The organism is Sphingopyxis sp., assembly GCF_965227415.1.
In the GTDB taxonomy this organism is placed as follows: Bacteria; Pseudomonadota; Alphaproteobacteria; order Sphingomonadales; family Sphingomonadaceae; genus Sphingopyxis.
Genome location: NZ_OZ245749.1, coordinates 558764 through 576069, shown reverse-complemented (window position 1 = coordinate 576069; position 17306 = coordinate 558764). Strand labels below are relative to the sequence as shown.

The window sequence follows — 17306 nt, the reverse complement described above, 5'->3', positions numbered from 1 at the left end:
TGAATCTTGCGAACCTGTGACATCGGCCTAGGCCCGTAGGCGGCAAGCCGCAATTCAGAAAAAATTGTGCAGTGCAAAGCGAATGCGCGCGGTGCCGTGCCCGATCGGTTGCCAATTGCCATTGAATTATCCGCGGCGATGCCGAATAGCTTGGCGCACAAAGATGCGCCTTGAGCAAAAAGGGGACCAAGAGGATGACCGACGGCACCACCCATTATACGCGCCCCGATGTGGCGGCCTTTCTTGCCTTTCTGAACGCCCAGGAAGGGCCCAAGTTGAACGAGCTTCCTGCCGACGCGTCGCGTGAAATGATGCGGGTCATGGGCCAGATGGCCGACGTCCCGCGCGGCGAGATCGCCAAGGTCGAGAACCGGACCATTCCGGGCCCCGCAGGCGATATTCCGATCCGCATTTACGACAGCCGTCCCGACCGTGCCGCAGGGCCGGTCATGGTCTTCTATCATGGGGGCGGTTGGGTGATCGGCGATCTGGAGACGCACGATCCCTATTGCGCCGAGGCCGCACGCATCCTCGACATGCCCGTCGTTGCGGTCGATTACCGTCTTGCTCCCGAACACCCCTTTCCCGCAGCACCGATCGACTGCGAAGCGGCAACGCGCTGGATTGCGGCCCATATCCCGTGCACCGGGCTCGTCCTGTCGGGCGACAGCGCAGGCGGCAATCTGACCATCGCGACCGCGCTCGCGCTCCGCGACGAGCCGGCGTCGAAAGCGGTGGTCGCGATCCATCCGATCTATCCGGCGGTCACCACACACAATGACTGGCAAAGCTATCGCGATTTTGGCGAAGGCCATTTGCTGACCACCGAATTGATGACATGGTTCGGCGATCACTATGCCGCTGACCCCGCCGATCGCCGCGCCTCGCCGATCGATTTCCCCGCCGAAGGCTTGCCTCCGACGCTGCTGATCACCGCCGGCCTCGATCCGCTACGCGATCAAGGGCGCGCTTATGCCGCCAAGCTGATCGAAGCGGGGGTGCCGACGACTTACCGCGAGGCGCCGGGGACGATCCACGGTTATATCTGCCTTGCGCAAGGCATTCCGAGCGCCAGGGACGACATTCGCGGCGCCTTGACGGTGCTGAAGGCCATCGTCGCCGAAGCGACCGCATGACCGACGACAGCCTTCCCTATCGCCCCTGCGCCGGCGTCATGCTGGCGAACCGCGACGGGCGCATCTTCGTCGGCCAGCGACTCGATTCGTCGAGCGAGGCCTGGCAGATGCCGCAGGGCGGAATCGACCCTGGCGAGGATGCCGAGGAAGCGGCGATCCGCGAGCTGGGCGAGGAAACCGGCATCCATGGCGGGTTGGTCGAAATCATCGCGCGCAGCAAGACCGAGCATTTCTATGACCTGCCCGATCATCTGATGGGCAAGATGTGGGGCGGCAAGTATCGCGGCCAGCGGCAACACTGGTTCCTGATGCGCTTCATGGGCGAAGACGGCGACGTCGATATCGCGACCAAGCACCAGGAATTCCGTTCGTGGCGCTGGGCCGATCTCGACGAGCTCGAAAAGCTGATCGTTCCCTTCAAGCGTCAGCTCTACCGCGCCATCGTCGACGAGTTCCGCCCGCTCGTCTGATCGCGAAGCCCGAGCGCGGAGCGAAATACGGCAGCGAACATTTCGGGCGTCAGCCGCCCCGTGTTCGTGTTGTAGCGCGAGCAATGATAGCTATCGACCAGATGCCTGCCGCCCGGCAGCGGATGCACCGCACCATGGGCAAAAGGGCAAGCAGCAAGGCGTACGCCTGCGGCGCGCAGCACCGCATCATGCGCGATGCGCCCCAGTGCGATGACCACCTGCACCTTTGGCAAAGCGGCGAGTTGCGTCTCGAAGAAGGGGCGGCACGTCGCAATCTCGACCGGCGTCGGCTTGTTCTGCGGCGGCAGGCATTTGACGCTGTTGATGATCATCGCGCCGTCGAGCGTCAGCCCGTCGTCGATGCGGCCGTCGTACACGCCGCGGCTCAGCCCGAATTCGGCCAGCGTCGCGAACAGCAGGTCACCGGCATAGTCGCCGGTAAACGGCCTTCCCGTCCGATTCGCCCCATGTTTTCCGGGCGCCAGTCCGGCAAGGGCCAGCCAGGCATCCGGGTCGCCGAATATAGGTACCGGCGCGTTCCACCAATTGGGATATTCGGCCTGACAGACGTGCCGGAGCGCGACCAATCGCGGGCACCGCGGACAGTCGCGCGGCGGCTCGGTGTCCGGCAAAGGGCTGTCAATCTCCACCATGCTGCGATAGGCGCGCTGACATGACCAGCGCAACGCCCCTGCCCCTTTATGCCATCGGCCTCGGCTCGAACCGCCGTCATGCGCGCTTCGGCGACCCGCGGCAGGTGCTGCTCGCCGCTCTCGATGCGCTCGAAAGCGACGACATCGAACCCGTCGACGTCAGCCCAATCATCGCGAGCGAACCGATTGGCCCCTCGCGGCGGCGCTATGCCAATGCCGTGGCACTTGTGGCATCGCCGCTGACCCCGCCCGAAATGCTTGCGCGGCTGCAAGCGGTCGAAGCCGAATTCGGCCGCCGGATCGGCCAGCGGTGGGGCGCCCGCACCCTCGACCTCGACATCCTGCTCTGGTCGGGGGGCGCATGGAGCGACGCCGAGCTTACCATTCCGCACGCAGAATTGGCCGGACGGGCCTTCGTTCTCGGCCCATTGCGCGCGATCGCACCCGATTGGCGCCATCCGCTGAGCGCGCGCACGATCCGCCAACTCGCCGCCCGCCTAATCCGCCCCAAGCCGGTTGACCGGAACGCCGAGGCGCACTAGGGCGACGGCTCACTTTCGGGCGCCGCTGGTTCGGCGCTGCGATGGGCCCTTAGCTCAGTCGGTAGAGCAACTGACTTTTAATCAGTAGGTCGCTGGTTCGAACCCAGCAGGGCTCACCATAAAACTTCAATAATGTCAGAGACTTATGAGTCGATCTCGATTTGAAATCGAGATCGAAAGTCGGTCAGGATCGGTCACGATCTTCCACAAAGTCACAGTAATTTTCACAGTAATTTGCGGCTGGCCTCCGTGGCTGCCCCGAAATGCACGGAAATCAGGGAAATTATTGGAACGTATCGGAATTTTCCATATCAGTGGGTCGCTAAACGCGCCTTCCTCGAAGCTGCGAGTCCCCTCCGACCAGTGAGAACCTAGTCGCGTAGCATCCGGTTTTGGGCTAGTTGGTATCCAAGCATGGGGGATGCAGATGCTGGAATTTCTTCAAACTCACAGCAAAGAAGCCTTTGCAGTCGTGCCAGTGGTTCTCGGGTTTTTCATCAACCGCGTATTTCGGTTGAGGCCCAAAATTTTCTACAGTGTTCGACACGCTTCAAATTATGTGATCGACCAGCCTCTTCTAGACCCGCAGGGCAACATTTTGCAGCAGCATCAGATCATTCGAACGGCGTCGATTGTTTCGGAGAATGCAGGGCTCCAGACGGCCAAGAATGTGGAGTATACATTCAACTGGAAGCCGCCAATCTACACTGTCTTTCCCGGTCGAGCCTTTAGCGCCGAGGAAACAGAAATGGGCCGCTGGTCGCTGAAGCTAGACAGCTTGGGACCGGGAGAAGTTTTCGGCATAGAGATTATGAGCATCAATCAGGATTTGCCACTAATCAGCGCCATGCGAAGTGATGACGTGCCGGGTAAATTGATCAATATGATACCACAAAGACAGATGCCGAGTTGGTTCAACGGAGCGGCGCTCGCCCTTCTCTGCCTAGGGCTGATTACTCTACTCTACCTTGTAGCACTGCTCGTGGAATGGCTTGCAGTCTGATCGCGGGTTGCGTTGCGGCAATGGAGGGCACTTGCATATTTTCATCGATGAGTCGGGAACGTTTACCGGGGTGGGCGCGGACGCGCCAGCCGTTTCAACACTAGGTGCTCTCATCGTCGCCACGCATCGTTTGCCTAAACTCTTTCGCAGATACGAGCGATTGCGCGTCAATCTTCCAAAACGAAAGGGAGAGGTGAAAGGCAGCCAGCTTAATGAGACACAAGTGGCGGCAGTGGTGGATCTCCTTTGGAAGAATGGGGCGATCTTTTGTGCATCGATGATTGACCTCGCCGATCATACTGCGAAGGACATCGCCAACCATCGCGAAAAGCGAGGTGCAAGCCTTGCAGCCAACTTGACAGACGGACACACGCAAGAGTTGCGCGACGGTGTGGCTGATTTGCAAAAGAGAATGGCCGGTTTTTCAGATCAGCTCTACGTCCAAGGCGCGGTAACGATCGACCTGCTTTACAAGGTGATGCAGGAAATGATCGTGTATCACTGTCAACGCTTCCCCAAGGAGCTCCGCGAGTTTCACTGGGTTGTCGACGCCAAGGATCCCGCGGTCGTCACAGATTGGGAAGATTGGTGGTCAAAGACGCTAGTAATTTGGCTTCAGGCAATGTCCTTATCGAAGCCAGGTGCGATGCTTCCCGGAGGTGACTACCGTCATTTTGAGCGGTTTTTCCTAACGGAGTTGCCAGCTTACTTACATGAAGTCGCCCCACCCCCCAGTGCCGGGCACCCCATCGGTGTGGATCTTCAGCTTATGTATGGAGAAAGCTTCCGTTTCTCGAGTGACCCCGAGCCCGGTTTGGAATTGGCCGATATCGTCACCAATGCTCTAAGGCGCGCGTTGGTTGGCAATCTCGGCGAACAGGGGTGGCTCCCTCTTCGTAGGCTCATGATCCACCGGAGCGAGGTATATGTAAGCCCTGTTGGTCTCCTATCATCCGATCACACATTGGCGCCTTCATTGCGACGGGTAATGAACAGGTTTCGGGAGGGCGGCCGCGTGATGCCTACTCCAAATCTCGCTTGGCCGGACGACGCCGGTTCAGGGACATAAGCCACGCCTAGATGCGAGAGCAGCACAACTGGATATTTGTGTCCTTCGTTTGTCCTATCTGGGGTTACGGTAATTTTACGGTAATCGCTTTTTTTCAGTGGTTCCAAAGCTTAAAAAACGTCGGTTTTCCGGGAAAAAATGAAAATCGTCTTCGCTGCCTTTTAATCAGTAGGTCGCTGGTTCGAACCCAGCAGGGCTCACCATATATGCCTTTGATATAGCTTTATCTTCCTGGAGACCGGCGTCATCGCTCGGTCGCGGCAAGCGGGCGGCATCCTTACCGGCAAATATACTCGTAGTTCGGACGACGCCGGCACCAAGTGGGTGGATAGCATGCAAGTCCAGCCGTTTTGTGCCCGTCCCCTCCCGGCGAGAAATCGCAAAGACCGACCCATCCACGCCGGCGTAGTTTGGCTGGTTCAGGACAGTCAACCTGCGGTGGCACTCCAAGATAACCGATATCGAGATCGACGCCGCGGCGGCGTTTCCACGACGCGCATCATTCTCGTGACAGGCGCCGTGGTGCCCAAACCCCAGCGGCGCTGAGCCCCTCCGCCCGCGAGAACCCGGCTTTGCACCGCAACCGTCAGATTAAGGCGCTGGGCGGATGCTTGCCGGGATGCACAGTGCCGCAGCCACTGCACGTACGAAGCTCCTCGCTCGCGTAAAAGGCGTCGAAGAGCGGCGGCAGGTCGCGCACGATGCTCTGGAGCTGAACCTCGACGCGGTGGACGATCGCGCCGCAACTTTCGCAATACCATTGGAAGGCGTCGATCACGCCTTCGGGGCGCTTGCGTTCGATCACGAGACCGACGCTTCCCGCGACGGACCGCTGCGGCGAATGCGGAACGCGCGGCGGCAACAGGAAGATGTCGCCTTCGCGGATCGGCATGTCCTTCGGACCCTCGTCGGTCCAGAGGCGAAGGTTCATGTCGCCTTCGATCTGAAAGAAGAACTCCTCGAGCGGATCGACATGATAGTCGGTGCGCTGGTTGGGGCCACCCACGACCGTCACGATGAAATCAGCGTCTTCCCAGATCTGGGCATTGCCGACCGGCGGTTTCAGCCGGTCGCGATGCGCCTCGATCCATTCGCGAAAATTGAAGGGCAATCCATAGGTCAGCATGAGCTATCCTTTCGTGGGCGCGCGCGGGATGAAGGCGGTCGCCTTGATCTCGATGAGAAGATGCGGATGCGGAAGCTGGTGGACCGCAACGGTCGTTCGCGCAGGTCCCGCTTCGTCGAAATATTCGGCGTAAACGCGGTTATATCCGCCAAAGTCATTCATGTTTACGAGGAAGCTCGTCACATCGACGACGTCGGCAAGACTGCCGCCCGCATCGTCGAGGATCGCGGCGATATTCTCGATCACTGCGCGCGTCTGTTCGACAATGTCGAGGCTGACCGTGCCAAGCTCGTCGGCCGCAGCGCCCGCAAAACTATTGTCGGCGCGGCGCGAGCTCGTCCCCGAGACGAACACGAAGTCGCCCGCGCGGCGATAATGCGGGAAGCGGCCACGTGGGCGCGCTTTGCCGGGGATGACTCTCCCCTCGCCGCTCATGCCCCGCCCCCCTCGATCGTGAAGCCGACGCGGCCAAGATGCGCGGCATCGAGCGAGACCGCGCGCGCCGAGCCGATCGCGGCGGCTGCGGTCGCCCCGCCGAGCATCACGATCCATCCGGGCTCGAGCACGAGCCCGGCAGAGCCGGCGAGCCGCGCAGCCGCCACGAGCGAGCGGATCGGGTCGCCAAGTATCGCTGCACTCGTTCCGGTTTCGGCAGGCGCATCGTCAACGCGCATTTCCATCGCGACGTCAGAAATGTCAGTGCCGGCGGGCATCCACGGCCCGACGACAAAGGCTGAAGACGAGGCGTTGTCGGCAACGACGTCGCCCAAAGCGAAGCGAAAATTCTCGTAGCGGCTGTCGATGACTTCGAGCGCGGCCGCGACGGCATCGACCGCAGCAAGCGCCTCTTCGCGCGTCACGGCGCCAGTGAGCGGCGCGTTCAGCCGCACCGCGACTTCGGGTTCGACGCGCGGATGGATGAAGCGCGCGCGCTCGATCGCGGCGCCGTTGGTCACGACCATGTCCGAGGTGAGCCGACCCCAGATCTGGTCCTTCAAACCCATTTGCGCCATTTTTGCTTCGCTCGTGAATCCCATCTTGACCCCGACGAGGCGCTCGCCGCGCGCAAGCCGGCGGTCGATCGCGGCGCCCTGGATCGCATAGGCATCCGCAAGCGATAATGTGCTGTCTTCGCCCGTGATCTGCGGAATCGCCCGCGCTTCGCGGGCCGCGTCATCGAGCCTTGCGGCCATTGCGGCAATGTCGGCCATGTGTCCGCGCTCCCTTCTCTTACAGCTTTACACAGATATTGGTCGGCTCCGAATAGAAGCCGAGCGAATGCTCGCCGCCCTCGCGGCCGATGCCGGAGAGCTTCATGCCGCCAAAGGGCGTGCGAAGATCGCGCAGGAACCATTCATTGACCCAGACGATGCCCGTTTCCATGCTCGCGGCGACGCGGTGCGCGCGCGAGACGTCGCGCGTCCAGATCGCGGCGGCGAGGCCATAGTCGGTATCGTTGGCGAGCGCGATCGCTTCTTCTTCGCTGTCGAACGGCGCGATGTGGCAGACGGGGCCGAATATCTCCTCGCGCACGGAGCGCGCATTTTGGTCGAGCCCGGTGAGGATCGTCGGCTGGACGAACGCCCCTGTGCTCAACGCATCGCCAAGCTCGGGAACCCCGCCGCCGGTCACGACCACTGCGCCTTCCTCGCGCGCGAGATCATAATAGCCGAGCACCTTCTCGCGGTGCCCGTGCGAGATGAGCGGGCCCATGTCTGCGCCCGACCAGGGATCGCCGATCGTCAGCGTTTCGGCGCGCTCGGCGAGCGCTTTGACGAAGCGATCGAAGATCGGCCGCTCGACATAGACGCGCTCGGTGCAGAGGCAGACCTGCCCGCAATTCGAAAAGACCGACCGCACCGTGCCCGCGACCGCTTCGTCGAAGTCGCAGTCGGCAAAGACAAGCGCGGCATTCTTTCCGCCGAGTTCGAACGAGACGGGTTTCACGCCCGCTGCCGCGACGCGCATGATGGCACTTCCGGTCGCGGACTCGCCAGTGAAAGTGATCGCATCGATGTCGGGATTCGCGGTCAACCATTCGCCGGTCGAGGCCGCGCCGAAGCCGTGGACGAGATTGAAGACGCCGGGCGGTACGCCGGCCTCGTCCATCACTTCGGCAAGCAAGGTCGCACTTGAAGGCGTTTCCTCGCTTGGCTTCACGACGACGACATTGCCGCAAGCGAGCGCGGGCGCAACCTTCCAGGTCATCAGGAGCAACGGGAGATTCCACGGCGAAACGATCGCGACAACGCCTAGCGGGCGCGCGATCGCATAGTTGATGGCGCTTCGACCATCGGGCAGGTCGGTCCTGAAACTCGGCATCGCGCGCGCTTCGGCAAGCGCTGCAAAGACACGGAAATTGGCGGCGCCGCGCGGGATGTCGATCGTGCGCGCCTGGTGGAGCGACTTGCCCGTGTCGGCGATCTCGGCCGCGGCGAATTCGTCGAAGCGCGCCTCGATCCCTTCGGCGACGCGGACGAGAAGCTTGCACCGCTCGGCCTGCGACATCCGGCCCCAAGGGCCTTTGAGAGCAAGCTGCGCGGCGGCGACGGCGTCCGCGACCAGGCGCTCGCTTGCAGCGGATACTTTGCCCGCGACCTTGCCGTTCACGGGGTTCACATTGTCGAACCAGTCGGCGCCTTCGGTGAACTTGCCGCCGACATAGTTGAGGATCGGTCGCTCGGCGAAGGGATAGTGGCTCATCGTCATGCGGTGTCTCCGACCGGGACATAGCCCGCAATGTTGCTGTGCGCGGCGCCGGCTTTCCCGACATGGTCTGCGATCTGGAGGAGCGAGAGGATCGTGTCGTTCACTTGCTCGGGCTTTTCGAGAAAGGCCGAATGACCCGCCTCGCCGACCTCGACGAGGAAGGAGCCCGCGACCTCAGCCTGGACGAGGCGAACCGCCTCGATCGGAAAGAGCCGATCCTCGCTTCCGCAAAGGAAGAGAATGGGAAAGCCTTTGCCGCCGAGGTCAGCCGCCGCTTTCGCGACGAAGCGTCCGGCAAGGCTATGGCGATCAGCGTGGTTGAAGCTTGCGATCTGCGTATAGAGAGCGGCAAGCTCGCTCGCCGCATGGGTACCGAGCACCCGCTCGATCTGGCCCAGCGTGGCGGTCTTCGCGCGGGCATCATCCATGATCGCTTTCACGGGCGCGCTCTCGATAATCCCGTGCAGGCTGTCGCAGATTGCGAGCGCTGCGACGCGTTCGGGCGCGCGATGCGCAAAGCCGATGCAGGTGCCAGCGCCCATCGACTGACCGACGAGCGCGACCTTCTTTTCGCCGAGATGATCGAGCAGCGCGGTGAGGTCTTCGACAAACGCATCGCGTCCGCGCCCGTCATGATCGCGCGAGAGGCCAAAGCCGCGGTGATCGAACAGGATGACGCGGTTCGCGCGAGCGAGCGCGCCGAGCTGGCGGTACCAGATCGCGTGATTGCCCCCGATGCCATGAGCGAGCACGACCGCGGGTCCTTCGCCATGCGCCTGCCAATAGATGTCGGCGCCGGCAAGCGTCAGAGAGCCACTTTCCATCATGATACTCCCATGAGCTTGCTAAGGCGCACGACATAATCGCCGAACGCCGGATCCTCGCGCGTGGTGCTCGGGTCGCGCGGGCGCGGCAGGTCGATGCGGACGTCCTCGATGATCGTGCCCGGCCGCTCGGACATCACGAGGACGCGGTCGGAAAGCAGCACGGCTTCTGAAATGCTGTGGGTCACGAGAAGCACGGTCTTGCGGTCGCGCTGCCAGATGCGCAGCAGTTCGACGTTCAGCCGGTCGCGCGTCAGTGCATCAAGGGCGCCGAATGGTTCGTCCATCAGGAGGACTTGCGGACCGCGCGCCAGCGCCTGGCCGATCGCGACGCGGTGCCGCATCCCGCCCGAAAGCTGGGCAGGATAGCTTTCCTCGAATCCGGTAAGACCGAGCGTCTCGACAAGCGCCGCCAGCGCGGCCCCGTCCGGACGCTTCGCCTTCGGATCAAGGTCGACGCCGAGCAGCAGATTGTCGCGGACATTTCGCCAGGGAAGAAGGTTCGAAGTCTGGAATACAAAGCCCATCTCCGGCGACGGTGCCGTCACGTCTGCACCCGCAAAGCGGATCCGGCCTTCCTCGAAAGGCACGAGCCCTGCGATCAGGCGAAGGAGCGTGCTCTTGCCGCAGCCGGACGGGCCGAGGACCGAGACGAATTCCGCGACGCCGATGTCGGCGGTCACGTCCTGCAGGACCTGGAGCCCGGCAAAGCGTTTCGCCGCGCCGGCAATCGAAATCACTGCGCTCATGCCGCCCTCCACCAGATGAAACGGTCCCAATAGGCGACGCCGTAGAACAGAAGCAGCGAGAGCAGCGTGACGGCAATCAGTGCTGCGAACGTCAGCGTCGTATGGCCCGACCCCGACGCGGTCAGGATGAGGTTTCCGAGCCCGTCGTTCGAGCCGACGAACTCGCCGACGACCGCGCCGATCACCGCAAGCGGCATCGCGACCTTGCAGCCATCGAGAATGTTCGGAAGCGCAGCGGGCACGCGAAGGCGCCAGAACGTCTGCATTGGCGTCGCGCGCAGCGCGCGAAAATGTTCCTCCAGATGCGCGGGCGTGCTCGCGAGGCCGCCGAGCGTCGCGATGATGATCGGGAAGAAAGCGAAGAGGAACGCCATGATCAGCTTCGAGGCAAGGCCGTAGCCACACCATACGACGATCAGCGGCGCGAGCCCGATCTTGGGAATGCTCTGGAGCGCAACGAAGAGCGGATAGACGGTGCGCTTCGCAGTCTGCGAAAAATAGATCAGCGCTGCTATAGGCACACCGAGCGCGAGAGCGATCGCAAAGCCCCAGAAGACTTCGGTCAAGGTGACGAGGGTCTCGGCTAGAATCACGCCGCGCGAATTCCACAGCTCGATCAGGATCGCGCTGGGCGGCGGGAGGAGATAGGAGGCGATCTCCGCCCCGCGCACGGCGAATTCCCAGGCGAGGCCGAGCGCGAGAAAGAAGGCCGCGCTGATCGCGACGTCGCGGCGCGTCGCGGCGGTCATGCGCCGTTTCCTTTATCGAGCAGCGCCTGAATGCGCGCGGGCGGAGCCACGCGGAAGCGCTCGAGATGCCAGCGGTCGAAAGTTTCCAGGTCCTTGCCGTCCCAGATCGAAGGTTCGTAAGGATGGGCGTCATCGATCTGCGTCATGTCGGTGTAGAATTCGACATTGTTGCCGTCGGGGTCACGAAAGACGAGGAAGCTGTTTGCGCCCGGGCCGTGTTTCCCGATTCCGCGGTCGATCACGATCCCGCGCGCCTCGAGCATTGCAGCGACATCTTCCATCTCGGCGAGCGTTTCGAGGCGATAGGAGAAATGCTCGACCGCCGGGTAATGACCCTCGGGCGTCGCGCCATGCCCCGGCGGCAACTGGAGAAGCGCCAGATCATGATGGTCCTGCCCCGCGCGAAGGAACACCATCATATGATCGATCCAGTCGGAGACTTCGAGGCCAACGACCTCGGTGTAGAAGGCAAGGCTCCGGTCGATGTCGCGGACCTTCAGGACGAGATGGCCGAGCCGGGTCGGGCGCGGGCGATAGGAAGCGGGATCGGTCATGGCTTTTTCCCCATCGGTACGAAGGCATTGGTGAAGAGTCCCGAGGTCTGGTCGAACCCCTGAAGCTGGCCGCTCGCCTGGAGATAGGTGACGGTGCGTTCGACCTTCTCGGGCGTGAGGCGGTACGATCCGCCCTCGGCTGCCATCAGCGCGGCGGTCTCGCGAATCTGACGCTCGGTCACGGCTTCATCGAGAAGCGGATAATGTTTGCGGATGATGGCGAGCGCGGCCTTTGGATCACGCGCGGCGTCGGCATATCCGCGATACGCGGCCTTCAGGAAGGCACGGACAGCCTCGGGATCCTTTTCGATGAGATCGTCGCGCGCGGCGAAACCGCTGCCATAGACGTCGAGGCCAAAGTCGGCATAGGCGATACGGCCAATAGTAACGCCCTTCGCTTTCGCAGCCTTGTCGAAGAGCGCGAGCGAATTGCCGAGCCAGCATTCGGCCGCGTCGATCCGGCCCTCGACGAGCGAAGAGACGACGATCGCGGGATCGAGCTGGATCTGTTCGACCCGCGCAGGATCGACGCCATTGTCTTTCAGCCAGGCTGGAAGCAGCGCCTGAATCATCGAGCTCTGCCCTGCCCCGAAGCGGAGGCCCACAAGATCGGCGGGCTTCTCGATCCGGTGGCGCTCCTCGACGAAGCAGGCGCCGGCGGGAAGGCGCATGTTGATCCCGCCGATCATTCGTACCTTCCCGCCCTTCGAGCGGTTGAGCGCGACCGACAGCGGATCGATGTAGGCGAATTCGAACATGCCCTGGTCGAGCTCGTTCGCGGTGCGCATTCCGCCAAAGCCGCGCACGGGCTCGACGTTCATGCCGGCAGCCGCGAAATAGCCCTTGTCGATTGCGACGAAAATCCCCGCCATGCTGCCTTGCGGGAGCCACGCCATGTTAAATCGGACGGTGCGGTTCTCGGCAGCCGCATTGGCGGTGCGCGGCGAATTTCCACCCGCCGCGCTCCACAAGGTCAGCGCTGCGATCGCTGCGACGACGATCAGCGGGACAATGAGCGAGCTCTTCCTGAAGGGCGTCATCGTCAGGCGTCTCGCGGCAGGTGCGGCGCTGCGACGGGATTTTGCAGTTCGCCAATCCCCTCGACCCACGCGCTCATCACGTCGCTGTCTTTCAGGAATATCCCGCGCCCCATTCCGACCCCGGCAGGCGTGCCCGAGGCGATCAGGTCGCCCGCGCGAAGCTCGAGCACGGCCGAGAGGTAGGCGATTTGCTCATAAATATTGAAGATCATCTCCGACGTGTTGCCGTCCTGCATCGTCTCGCCGTTGACCTTGAGCCCAAGGCGAATGTCGTGCGGGTCGCCGAGGCAGTCGCGCGGCACAAAGACGGGACCCAGCGGCGTGAAGCTGTCGTAGCTCTTGCCGCGGAACCAGTCGTGCGAGAAGGGAAAGTCGCTCCGCCGCGTACGGTCGCGCGCCGAGACGTCGTTGACGATCGTGTAGCCCGCGATGAGGTCGTGCGCGTCGGCGGCAGCAATATTCTTGCCGCTTCTGCCGAGAACGACGCCAAGCTCGACTTCCCAGTCGGGGCGCGACACCTGGCTGGGCACGACGACGGTGTCGCCCGGTCCGACGATGCTCTCGATCGTCTTGAGGAAGATATAAGGCTCACTCTCGGCCTTGGCTGCAAGCTTTGTCTGCATTTCCTCGGCATGTTCGATGAAGTTCGAGGCCGCAGCAAAGATGCGGCGCGGCTCGAACGGCGCCAGAAGCTGCGGCGCGCTCACCGTGCCGCCAGCGACCGAAAGCGAGCGCGCGAGCGCGAAGAGCCCGTCCCTGCGCGCATCCCAGTGGCGGATGATCGCCGACACGTCGGCCGCGAGGCCAGAGGCGCCATGCGCCTGGGCAGCATCGCCGAGGTCGTGAAAGGCATCACCGACCTGAATCGTCGGGCGCGGGCCTTCTGGCGTGGCGCGAGTAGCAAGAGCGAACCAGGTCATACGATGGTCTTTCTTTCGGAAGGAACGGGCAAAGCCGGACGCGGGCCAGCCCAGCGCCGCGGCGGCGAGCGCAGCGAGCGCGGTGCGGCGATCGCAGTCAGCAGCGCGCGGCGTGGCTGGAGAGCGCGGCATGTCACCCGAAGGCTTTCAGCAGCATCCGCGCCGCAACGATGGCGAGGAACACGCCGAAGAGGATGCTCAGCATCCGCTTCGAGAGGGCGTGCGCGATGCGCGCGCCATAGGGGGCCGTGAGGTAGGAGACGGGCGCGATGATCGCGAGGCCGATGAGGTTCACATAGCCGAGGCTGCCGGGCGGCAGACCATCGACGTTCCACCCGGTGATCGCAAACGCGACCGTCGCCGGCGCGCTGATCAGGAGTCCGAAGAGCGCAGCGGTGCCGACCGAGCGGTGGATCGGGACGTTGAAGAGCGTCATCACGGGAACGCTCAGCGTGCCGCCGCCGATCCCCATCATGCTGGAGACGCCACCGATCGCGAACGGGATGAGCTGGCCGACCGCACCGCCGGGGACGGCGTCGGCGATATGGCGGTTCTCGAGCGGAAGCAGCATCTTGATCGCCACGATGAGCGCGACGATGCCGAAAACCGCCGAGAGCGTGTCGCCCGAAACGCGCGAGGCCAGGAGAACGCCGGCTATCGCGCCGAGGAAGATCGCGGCGCCCCAGCGTTTCAGCTGGTCATGGTCGACGGCACCCTTTGCATCGTGCGCGCGCGAGGAGGAGATGGCGGTGGGTACGATCGTCGCGAGCGAAGTCGCAACCGCGACATGCATGCGGATATCGGAATCGACGCCAAGCGCAGAGAGAACGAGGTCGAGGACCGGCACGATCACGATACCGCCGCCAACGCCGAGCATGCCCGCGATTACGCCGCCGACCGCGCCGGTGACCAGCATCATCGCGGCAAGCGTCAGATAATCGGTGTTGAGCACGTCCTGCATGGCCTCCCCCTTGGATCAGCCCTGCTTTTGCGCGCCCGCCGCATATGAGGTCAAAGATACAAACAGGCCTCATCTATAATCAAAACCATATAGCTGTGCCCAAAGCGCGCCCTATATGATTATCGAGATAGCAGGCCAGCCAATCCTTATTATCGCTTATATCGCAGACGCCGTAGCGCGGCGGTCATGACACAGATTGGCATCGCCGGATTCGGCACTATCGGCCGCGTGGTTGCGCGGCATATCGAGGCAAGCGAGCTGGAGCTTTCGCTCGCGGCCGTCTCGGCGGGCGATGCGGCTCGCGCCGAGGCTGCTGTCGCCACGCTTCGCCGCCCCGTACCGGTCGTCGATACCGCCGAGCTCGTCGCTCTCTCCGATATCATCGTCGACAGCGCGCCGACCGCGGCGTTCAAGGAAATCGCGACGCGGACGCTTGAAGCGGGCAAGACGTTGGTGACGGTCAATGGCGCCGCGCTCATGCAATGGGGCGAAGCGGTCGACATTGCGCGCGCCCATGGCGGGCGTATCATCCTTGCGACGGGCGCACTCCTCGGGCTTGACGCGGTACGCGCCGCGGCGGTCGGCACGATCCATTCCGTAACGATGGTGACGCGCAAGCCCGTGAAGTCGCTCATCAAGGCCGATCATGTCGTCAAGAATCGCATCGACCTGACGGAGATTACCGAGCCCTTGAAAATCTTCGAGGGCAGCGCGCTGGACGGCGCGATCGCCTTTCCGGCGAACGTCAATGTCGCAGCTTCGCTCGGCCTTGCCGGAATCGGTCCCAAGTTCACGCGGCTCGAGATCTGGGCGGACCCTGCGCTCACGCGCAACACGCACCGGATCCTCGTCGATTCCGACAGCGCGCGCTTCGAACTCGCGATCGAGAATATTCCCACCGACGAGAACCCCGGCACGGGGCGGATCACCGCGCAGAGCATCTTTGCGGTGCTTCAGGATCTCGTCAGCCCCATTCGTATCGGAACATGAAAGGCGAACCCATGACCACCCGCTTGCGCCACGTTGCCATCGCATCGGCCGACCCCGACAATTCGGTCGGCTTCTTCACCGAGGTCCTCGGCTGGGAGGTCGCGGGCAAGATCGATAGCCGCAACGCGCGCGGCTATTATGTGACCGACGGTCACATCAATATCGCGCTGCTGTGCTTCAAGAACCGCCCCGCCGCCGGCATGGAGTTTCCCGAGGGCTATACCGGGCTCCATCACATCGGCTTTCAGTGCGACGACATCAATGCGGTCGTCGAGCGGTTCGAGAATTCGGGTTATGCGCCGCGCCATGACGTCAATCTTGCGCAAGGCCTCGGCAAGAACCCGGCGAAGGACAACGCCGAGTATAAGATGACAGGCCCCGAGAATGTGATGGTCGATGTGTCCGAGCGCGGCTGGGCCGGCACCGAAAGCTTCCAGGGCGTCCCGCCCGCAGCGTGATCAACGAGGCTCCCGTCTCGAACCTCAAAAGGCCGCCGGAGCATTCGCTCCGGCGGCCTTTCTTTCCATGTTAGTCGGACCGCGCAGGAGGGCTTCTACGGGAGCGGCATAGATGAAGCATAATGCGCCGACGTCATAAGTCGGCCGTCCTGCGACAAACGTCACCAACGGTCGGCGTCGGGCACGAACAATCAAAGGTTGAGGAAGGTCCGCGAATTGCCGCTGAAGATCTTCGCCTTCTGCCCCGGCGTCAGCCCGTCATGCTCGCGCACGAGCGCACCGATGTCCTGCTCGCCGAGCGGAAAGGGATGGTCGGAGCCGAGGAGAACGCGGTCCTCGCCCATCACGTCGATGAGAAGGCTGAGCGCGCCTTTGTCAAAGACCGCGGAATCGACGAAGAAACGATCGACATAGGTCGAGGGCGGATTGGGGCAATCGACGCGAACGATATCGCGGTATTTCCAGGCATTCTCGACGCGCCCAAGCAAGAAGGCAAAGCTGCCGCCGCCATGGCCGAAACAGATGCGAAGGCTCCTCGGCAGGCGGTCGAACGCACCCGAGAGGATCAGCGAGAGGATCGAGAGCTGCGTCTCGGCGGGCATCGCCACCAGCCAGGGGAGCATATATTTCGGCATGCGCTCGCGCGCCATCATGTCCCAGGGGTGGACGAGGACCGCGGCGCCGATCTCCGCACAGTGCGTGAGAAAGGTCATGATGCCTTCATCGTCGAGGTTGCGGTTCCCCATGTGATTGCCGATCTGGACGCCGAGATGCCCCGCGGCCATCGCGCGGCTCGCCTCGGCGCAGGAGAGATCGATGTCCTGAAGCGGCACCTGCGCGAGCGGCTTCATTCGGTGCGGCGCATGACCGCAGAATTCGAGCGCGGCATCGTTGAAGCGCTGAGCACATTCCAGCGCCTTCGCTGGCGGCCTGCTGTAGCCGAACATGATCGGCGTTGCGCAGATGACCTGGAGATCGATTCCCTGCTCGTCGAGCGCTTCGACGCGCCGCGCTGGGTCCCATAGGATATCGTCGACCGGGCGGAACTCTTTCGTGCCCTGCATGATGAAGCCGGCGCCGGCGCCGTCGTCGCGAAGCCAGGGGAGGCCTTCCGCCTCGGCATACGTCCGGTAGGCCGCACTCATCGCCGGGAAGAAATGGCTGTGCATGTCGATCACAGCTGCTTGTGTTGCGCCATCGTCACTCATGATTATCGCCGCACCCCTGTCCCATCGATGATGCCGCGGCCTTGCAATTGGACGCGGTCCATGAGGGTGAGTAACGGGAGGTAGCTATCAACAATAATCCAGAGACTTGCACCTGCTATTACAAAAAGGCTATAACGCATCTGCA

The 17306-nt window shown here is 62.8% G+C and carries 20 protein-coding genes and 1 tRNA gene; 8 read left to right on the top strand and 13 right to left on the bottom strand.

The genetic code is table 11. The annotated features are described in order from the left end of the window. The first annotated feature begins 194 nt into the window (after positions 1 to 194). Together ACO055_RS02710 and ACO055_RS02705 are read left to right on the top strand one after the other, a co-directional pair. Positions 195 to 1136 (top strand): alpha/beta hydrolase, encoded by a 942-nt coding sequence (locus ACO055_RS02710; RefSeq protein WP_422061079.1) that lies wholly within the window; start codon positions 195 to 197, stop codon positions 1134 to 1136. Beyond that, a complete protein-coding gene (locus ACO055_RS02705) occupies positions 1133 to 1606 on the top strand; it encodes an RNA pyrophosphohydrolase (RefSeq protein ID WP_422061078.1) in 474 nt (157 codons plus the stop codon). Before ACO055_RS02710 ends, ACO055_RS02705 begins: the two co-directional genes overlap by 4 nt. Here ACO055_RS02705 and ACO055_RS02700 read toward each other — a convergent pair. Further along, positions 1567 to 2256: a uracil-DNA glycosylase gene (locus ACO055_RS02700; RefSeq protein ID WP_422061077.1), complete on the bottom strand. Its 690-nt coding sequence runs from the start codon at positions 2254 to 2256 to the stop codon at positions 1567 to 1569. The two genes, ACO055_RS02705 and ACO055_RS02700, sit on opposite strands and share 40 nt — an antisense overlap. A gap of 23 nt (positions 2257 to 2279) precedes the next feature. Between ACO055_RS02700 and folK the strand changes: the two genes are divergently transcribed. The 4 genes from folK to ACO055_RS02680 all read left to right on the top strand — a co-directional run bounded on the left by folK (position 2280) and on the right by ACO055_RS02680 (position 4873). Next, positions 2280 to 2801 carry a 2-amino-4-hydroxy-6-hydroxymethyldihydropteridine diphosphokinase gene (folK, locus tag ACO055_RS02695; protein WP_422061076.1) on the top strand — a complete coding sequence of 174 codons (522 nt, stop codon included), beginning with the start codon at positions 2280 to 2282 and terminating at the stop codon, positions 2799 to 2801. Positions 2802 to 2844: 43 nt separating this feature from the next. Further along, positions 2845 to 2920: transfer RNA gene (locus ACO055_RS02690), tRNA-Lys, on the top strand. A 308-nt stretch (positions 2921 to 3228) separates the two neighbouring features. Continuing rightward, positions 3229 to 3804, top strand: coding sequence for a hypothetical protein (locus ACO055_RS02685; RefSeq protein ID WP_422061075.1), 576 nt, complete (start codon positions 3229 to 3231; stop codon positions 3802 to 3804). Between the two features lie 31 nt (positions 3805 to 3835). Beyond that, a complete protein-coding gene (locus ACO055_RS02680; RefSeq protein ID WP_422061074.1) occupies positions 3836 to 4873 on the top strand; it encodes a hypothetical protein in 1038 nt (345 codons plus the stop codon). A 586-nt stretch (positions 4874 to 5459) separates the two neighbouring features. Here ACO055_RS02680 and ACO055_RS02675 read toward each other — a convergent pair. From ACO055_RS02675 to ACO055_RS02625, 11 genes are read right to left on the bottom strand one after another with little or no spacing between them, the layout of a single operon-like run. Beyond that, positions 5460 to 5999: a 3-hydroxyanthranilate 3,4-dioxygenase gene (locus ACO055_RS02675; RefSeq protein WP_422061073.1), complete on the bottom strand. Its 540-nt coding sequence runs from the start codon at positions 5997 to 5999 to the stop codon at positions 5460 to 5462. A 3-nt stretch (positions 6000 to 6002) separates the two neighbouring features. Beyond that, the gene (locus tag ACO055_RS02670; protein WP_422061072.1) at positions 6003 to 6434 is read right to left on the bottom strand and encodes a RidA family protein; all 432 of its coding nucleotides are present in this window, start codon (positions 6432 to 6434) and stop codon (positions 6003 to 6005) included. After that, positions 6431 to 7210 (bottom strand): 2-keto-4-pentenoate hydratase, encoded by a 780-nt coding sequence (locus tag ACO055_RS02665; RefSeq protein ID WP_422061071.1) that lies wholly within the window; start codon positions 7208 to 7210, stop codon positions 6431 to 6433. The genes ACO055_RS02670 and ACO055_RS02665 overlap by 4 nt, the downstream gene beginning before the upstream one ends. Before the next feature lie 19 nt (positions 7211 to 7229). Then, on the bottom strand, positions 7230 to 8702 hold the full coding sequence (locus ACO055_RS02660) for a 2-hydroxymuconic semialdehyde dehydrogenase (RefSeq protein ID WP_422062398.1): 1473 nt from the start codon (positions 8700 to 8702) through the stop codon (positions 7230 to 7232). Between the two features lie 2 nt (positions 8703 to 8704). Continuing rightward, the gene (locus ACO055_RS02655; RefSeq protein ID WP_422061070.1) at positions 8705 to 9532 is read right to left on the bottom strand and encodes an alpha/beta fold hydrolase; all 828 of its coding nucleotides are present in this window, start codon (positions 9530 to 9532) and stop codon (positions 8705 to 8707) included. Next, positions 9532 to 10281 carry an ABC transporter ATP-binding protein gene (locus ACO055_RS02650; protein ID WP_422061069.1) on the bottom strand — a complete coding sequence of 250 codons (750 nt, stop codon included), beginning with the start codon at positions 10279 to 10281 and terminating at the stop codon, positions 9532 to 9534. The genes ACO055_RS02655 and ACO055_RS02650 overlap by 1 nt, the downstream gene beginning before the upstream one ends. Beyond that, positions 10278 to 11030 carry an ABC transporter permease gene (locus tag ACO055_RS02645; RefSeq protein ID WP_422061068.1) on the bottom strand — a complete coding sequence of 251 codons (753 nt, stop codon included), beginning with the start codon at positions 11028 to 11030 and terminating at the stop codon, positions 10278 to 10280. The genes ACO055_RS02650 and ACO055_RS02645 overlap by 4 nt, the downstream gene beginning before the upstream one ends. Beyond that, positions 11027 to 11584, bottom strand: a complete 558-nt coding sequence (locus tag ACO055_RS02640; RefSeq protein ID WP_422061067.1) for a VOC family protein — start codon at positions 11582 to 11584, stop codon at positions 11027 to 11029. The genes ACO055_RS02645 and ACO055_RS02640 overlap by 4 nt, the downstream gene beginning before the upstream one ends. Beyond that, a complete protein-coding gene (locus ACO055_RS02635; RefSeq protein WP_422061066.1) occupies positions 11581 to 12624 on the bottom strand; it encodes an ABC transporter substrate-binding protein in 1044 nt (347 codons plus the stop codon). Before ACO055_RS02635 ends, ACO055_RS02640 begins: the two co-directional genes overlap by 4 nt. Before the next feature lie 2 nt (positions 12625 to 12626). Continuing rightward, positions 12627 to 13676, bottom strand: a complete 1050-nt coding sequence (locus ACO055_RS02630) for a fumarylacetoacetate hydrolase family protein (protein ID WP_422061065.1) — start codon at positions 13674 to 13676, stop codon at positions 12627 to 12629. Position 13677: 1 nt separating this feature from the next. Next, a complete protein-coding gene (locus ACO055_RS02625; protein WP_422061064.1) occupies positions 13678 to 14505 on the bottom strand; it encodes a sulfite exporter TauE/SafE family protein in 828 nt (275 codons plus the stop codon). A 186-nt stretch (positions 14506 to 14691) separates the two neighbouring features. Between ACO055_RS02625 and ACO055_RS02620 the strand changes: the two genes are divergently transcribed. Together ACO055_RS02620 and ACO055_RS02615 are read left to right on the top strand one after the other, a co-directional pair. Beyond that, positions 14692 to 15495, top strand: a complete 804-nt coding sequence (locus ACO055_RS02620; protein ID WP_422061063.1) for an aspartate dehydrogenase — start codon at positions 14692 to 14694, stop codon at positions 15493 to 15495. A gap of 11 nt (positions 15496 to 15506) precedes the next feature. Further along, a complete protein-coding gene (locus ACO055_RS02615) occupies positions 15507 to 15953 on the top strand; it encodes a VOC family protein (protein ID WP_422061062.1) in 447 nt (148 codons plus the stop codon). A 191-nt stretch (positions 15954 to 16144) separates the two neighbouring features. Here ACO055_RS02615 and ACO055_RS02610 read toward each other — a convergent pair whose 3' ends face one another. Then, a complete protein-coding gene (locus ACO055_RS02610) occupies positions 16145 to 17161 on the bottom strand; it encodes an amidohydrolase family protein (RefSeq protein ID WP_422061061.1) in 1017 nt (338 codons plus the stop codon). Between the last annotated feature and the right edge of the window lie 145 nt (positions 17162 to 17306).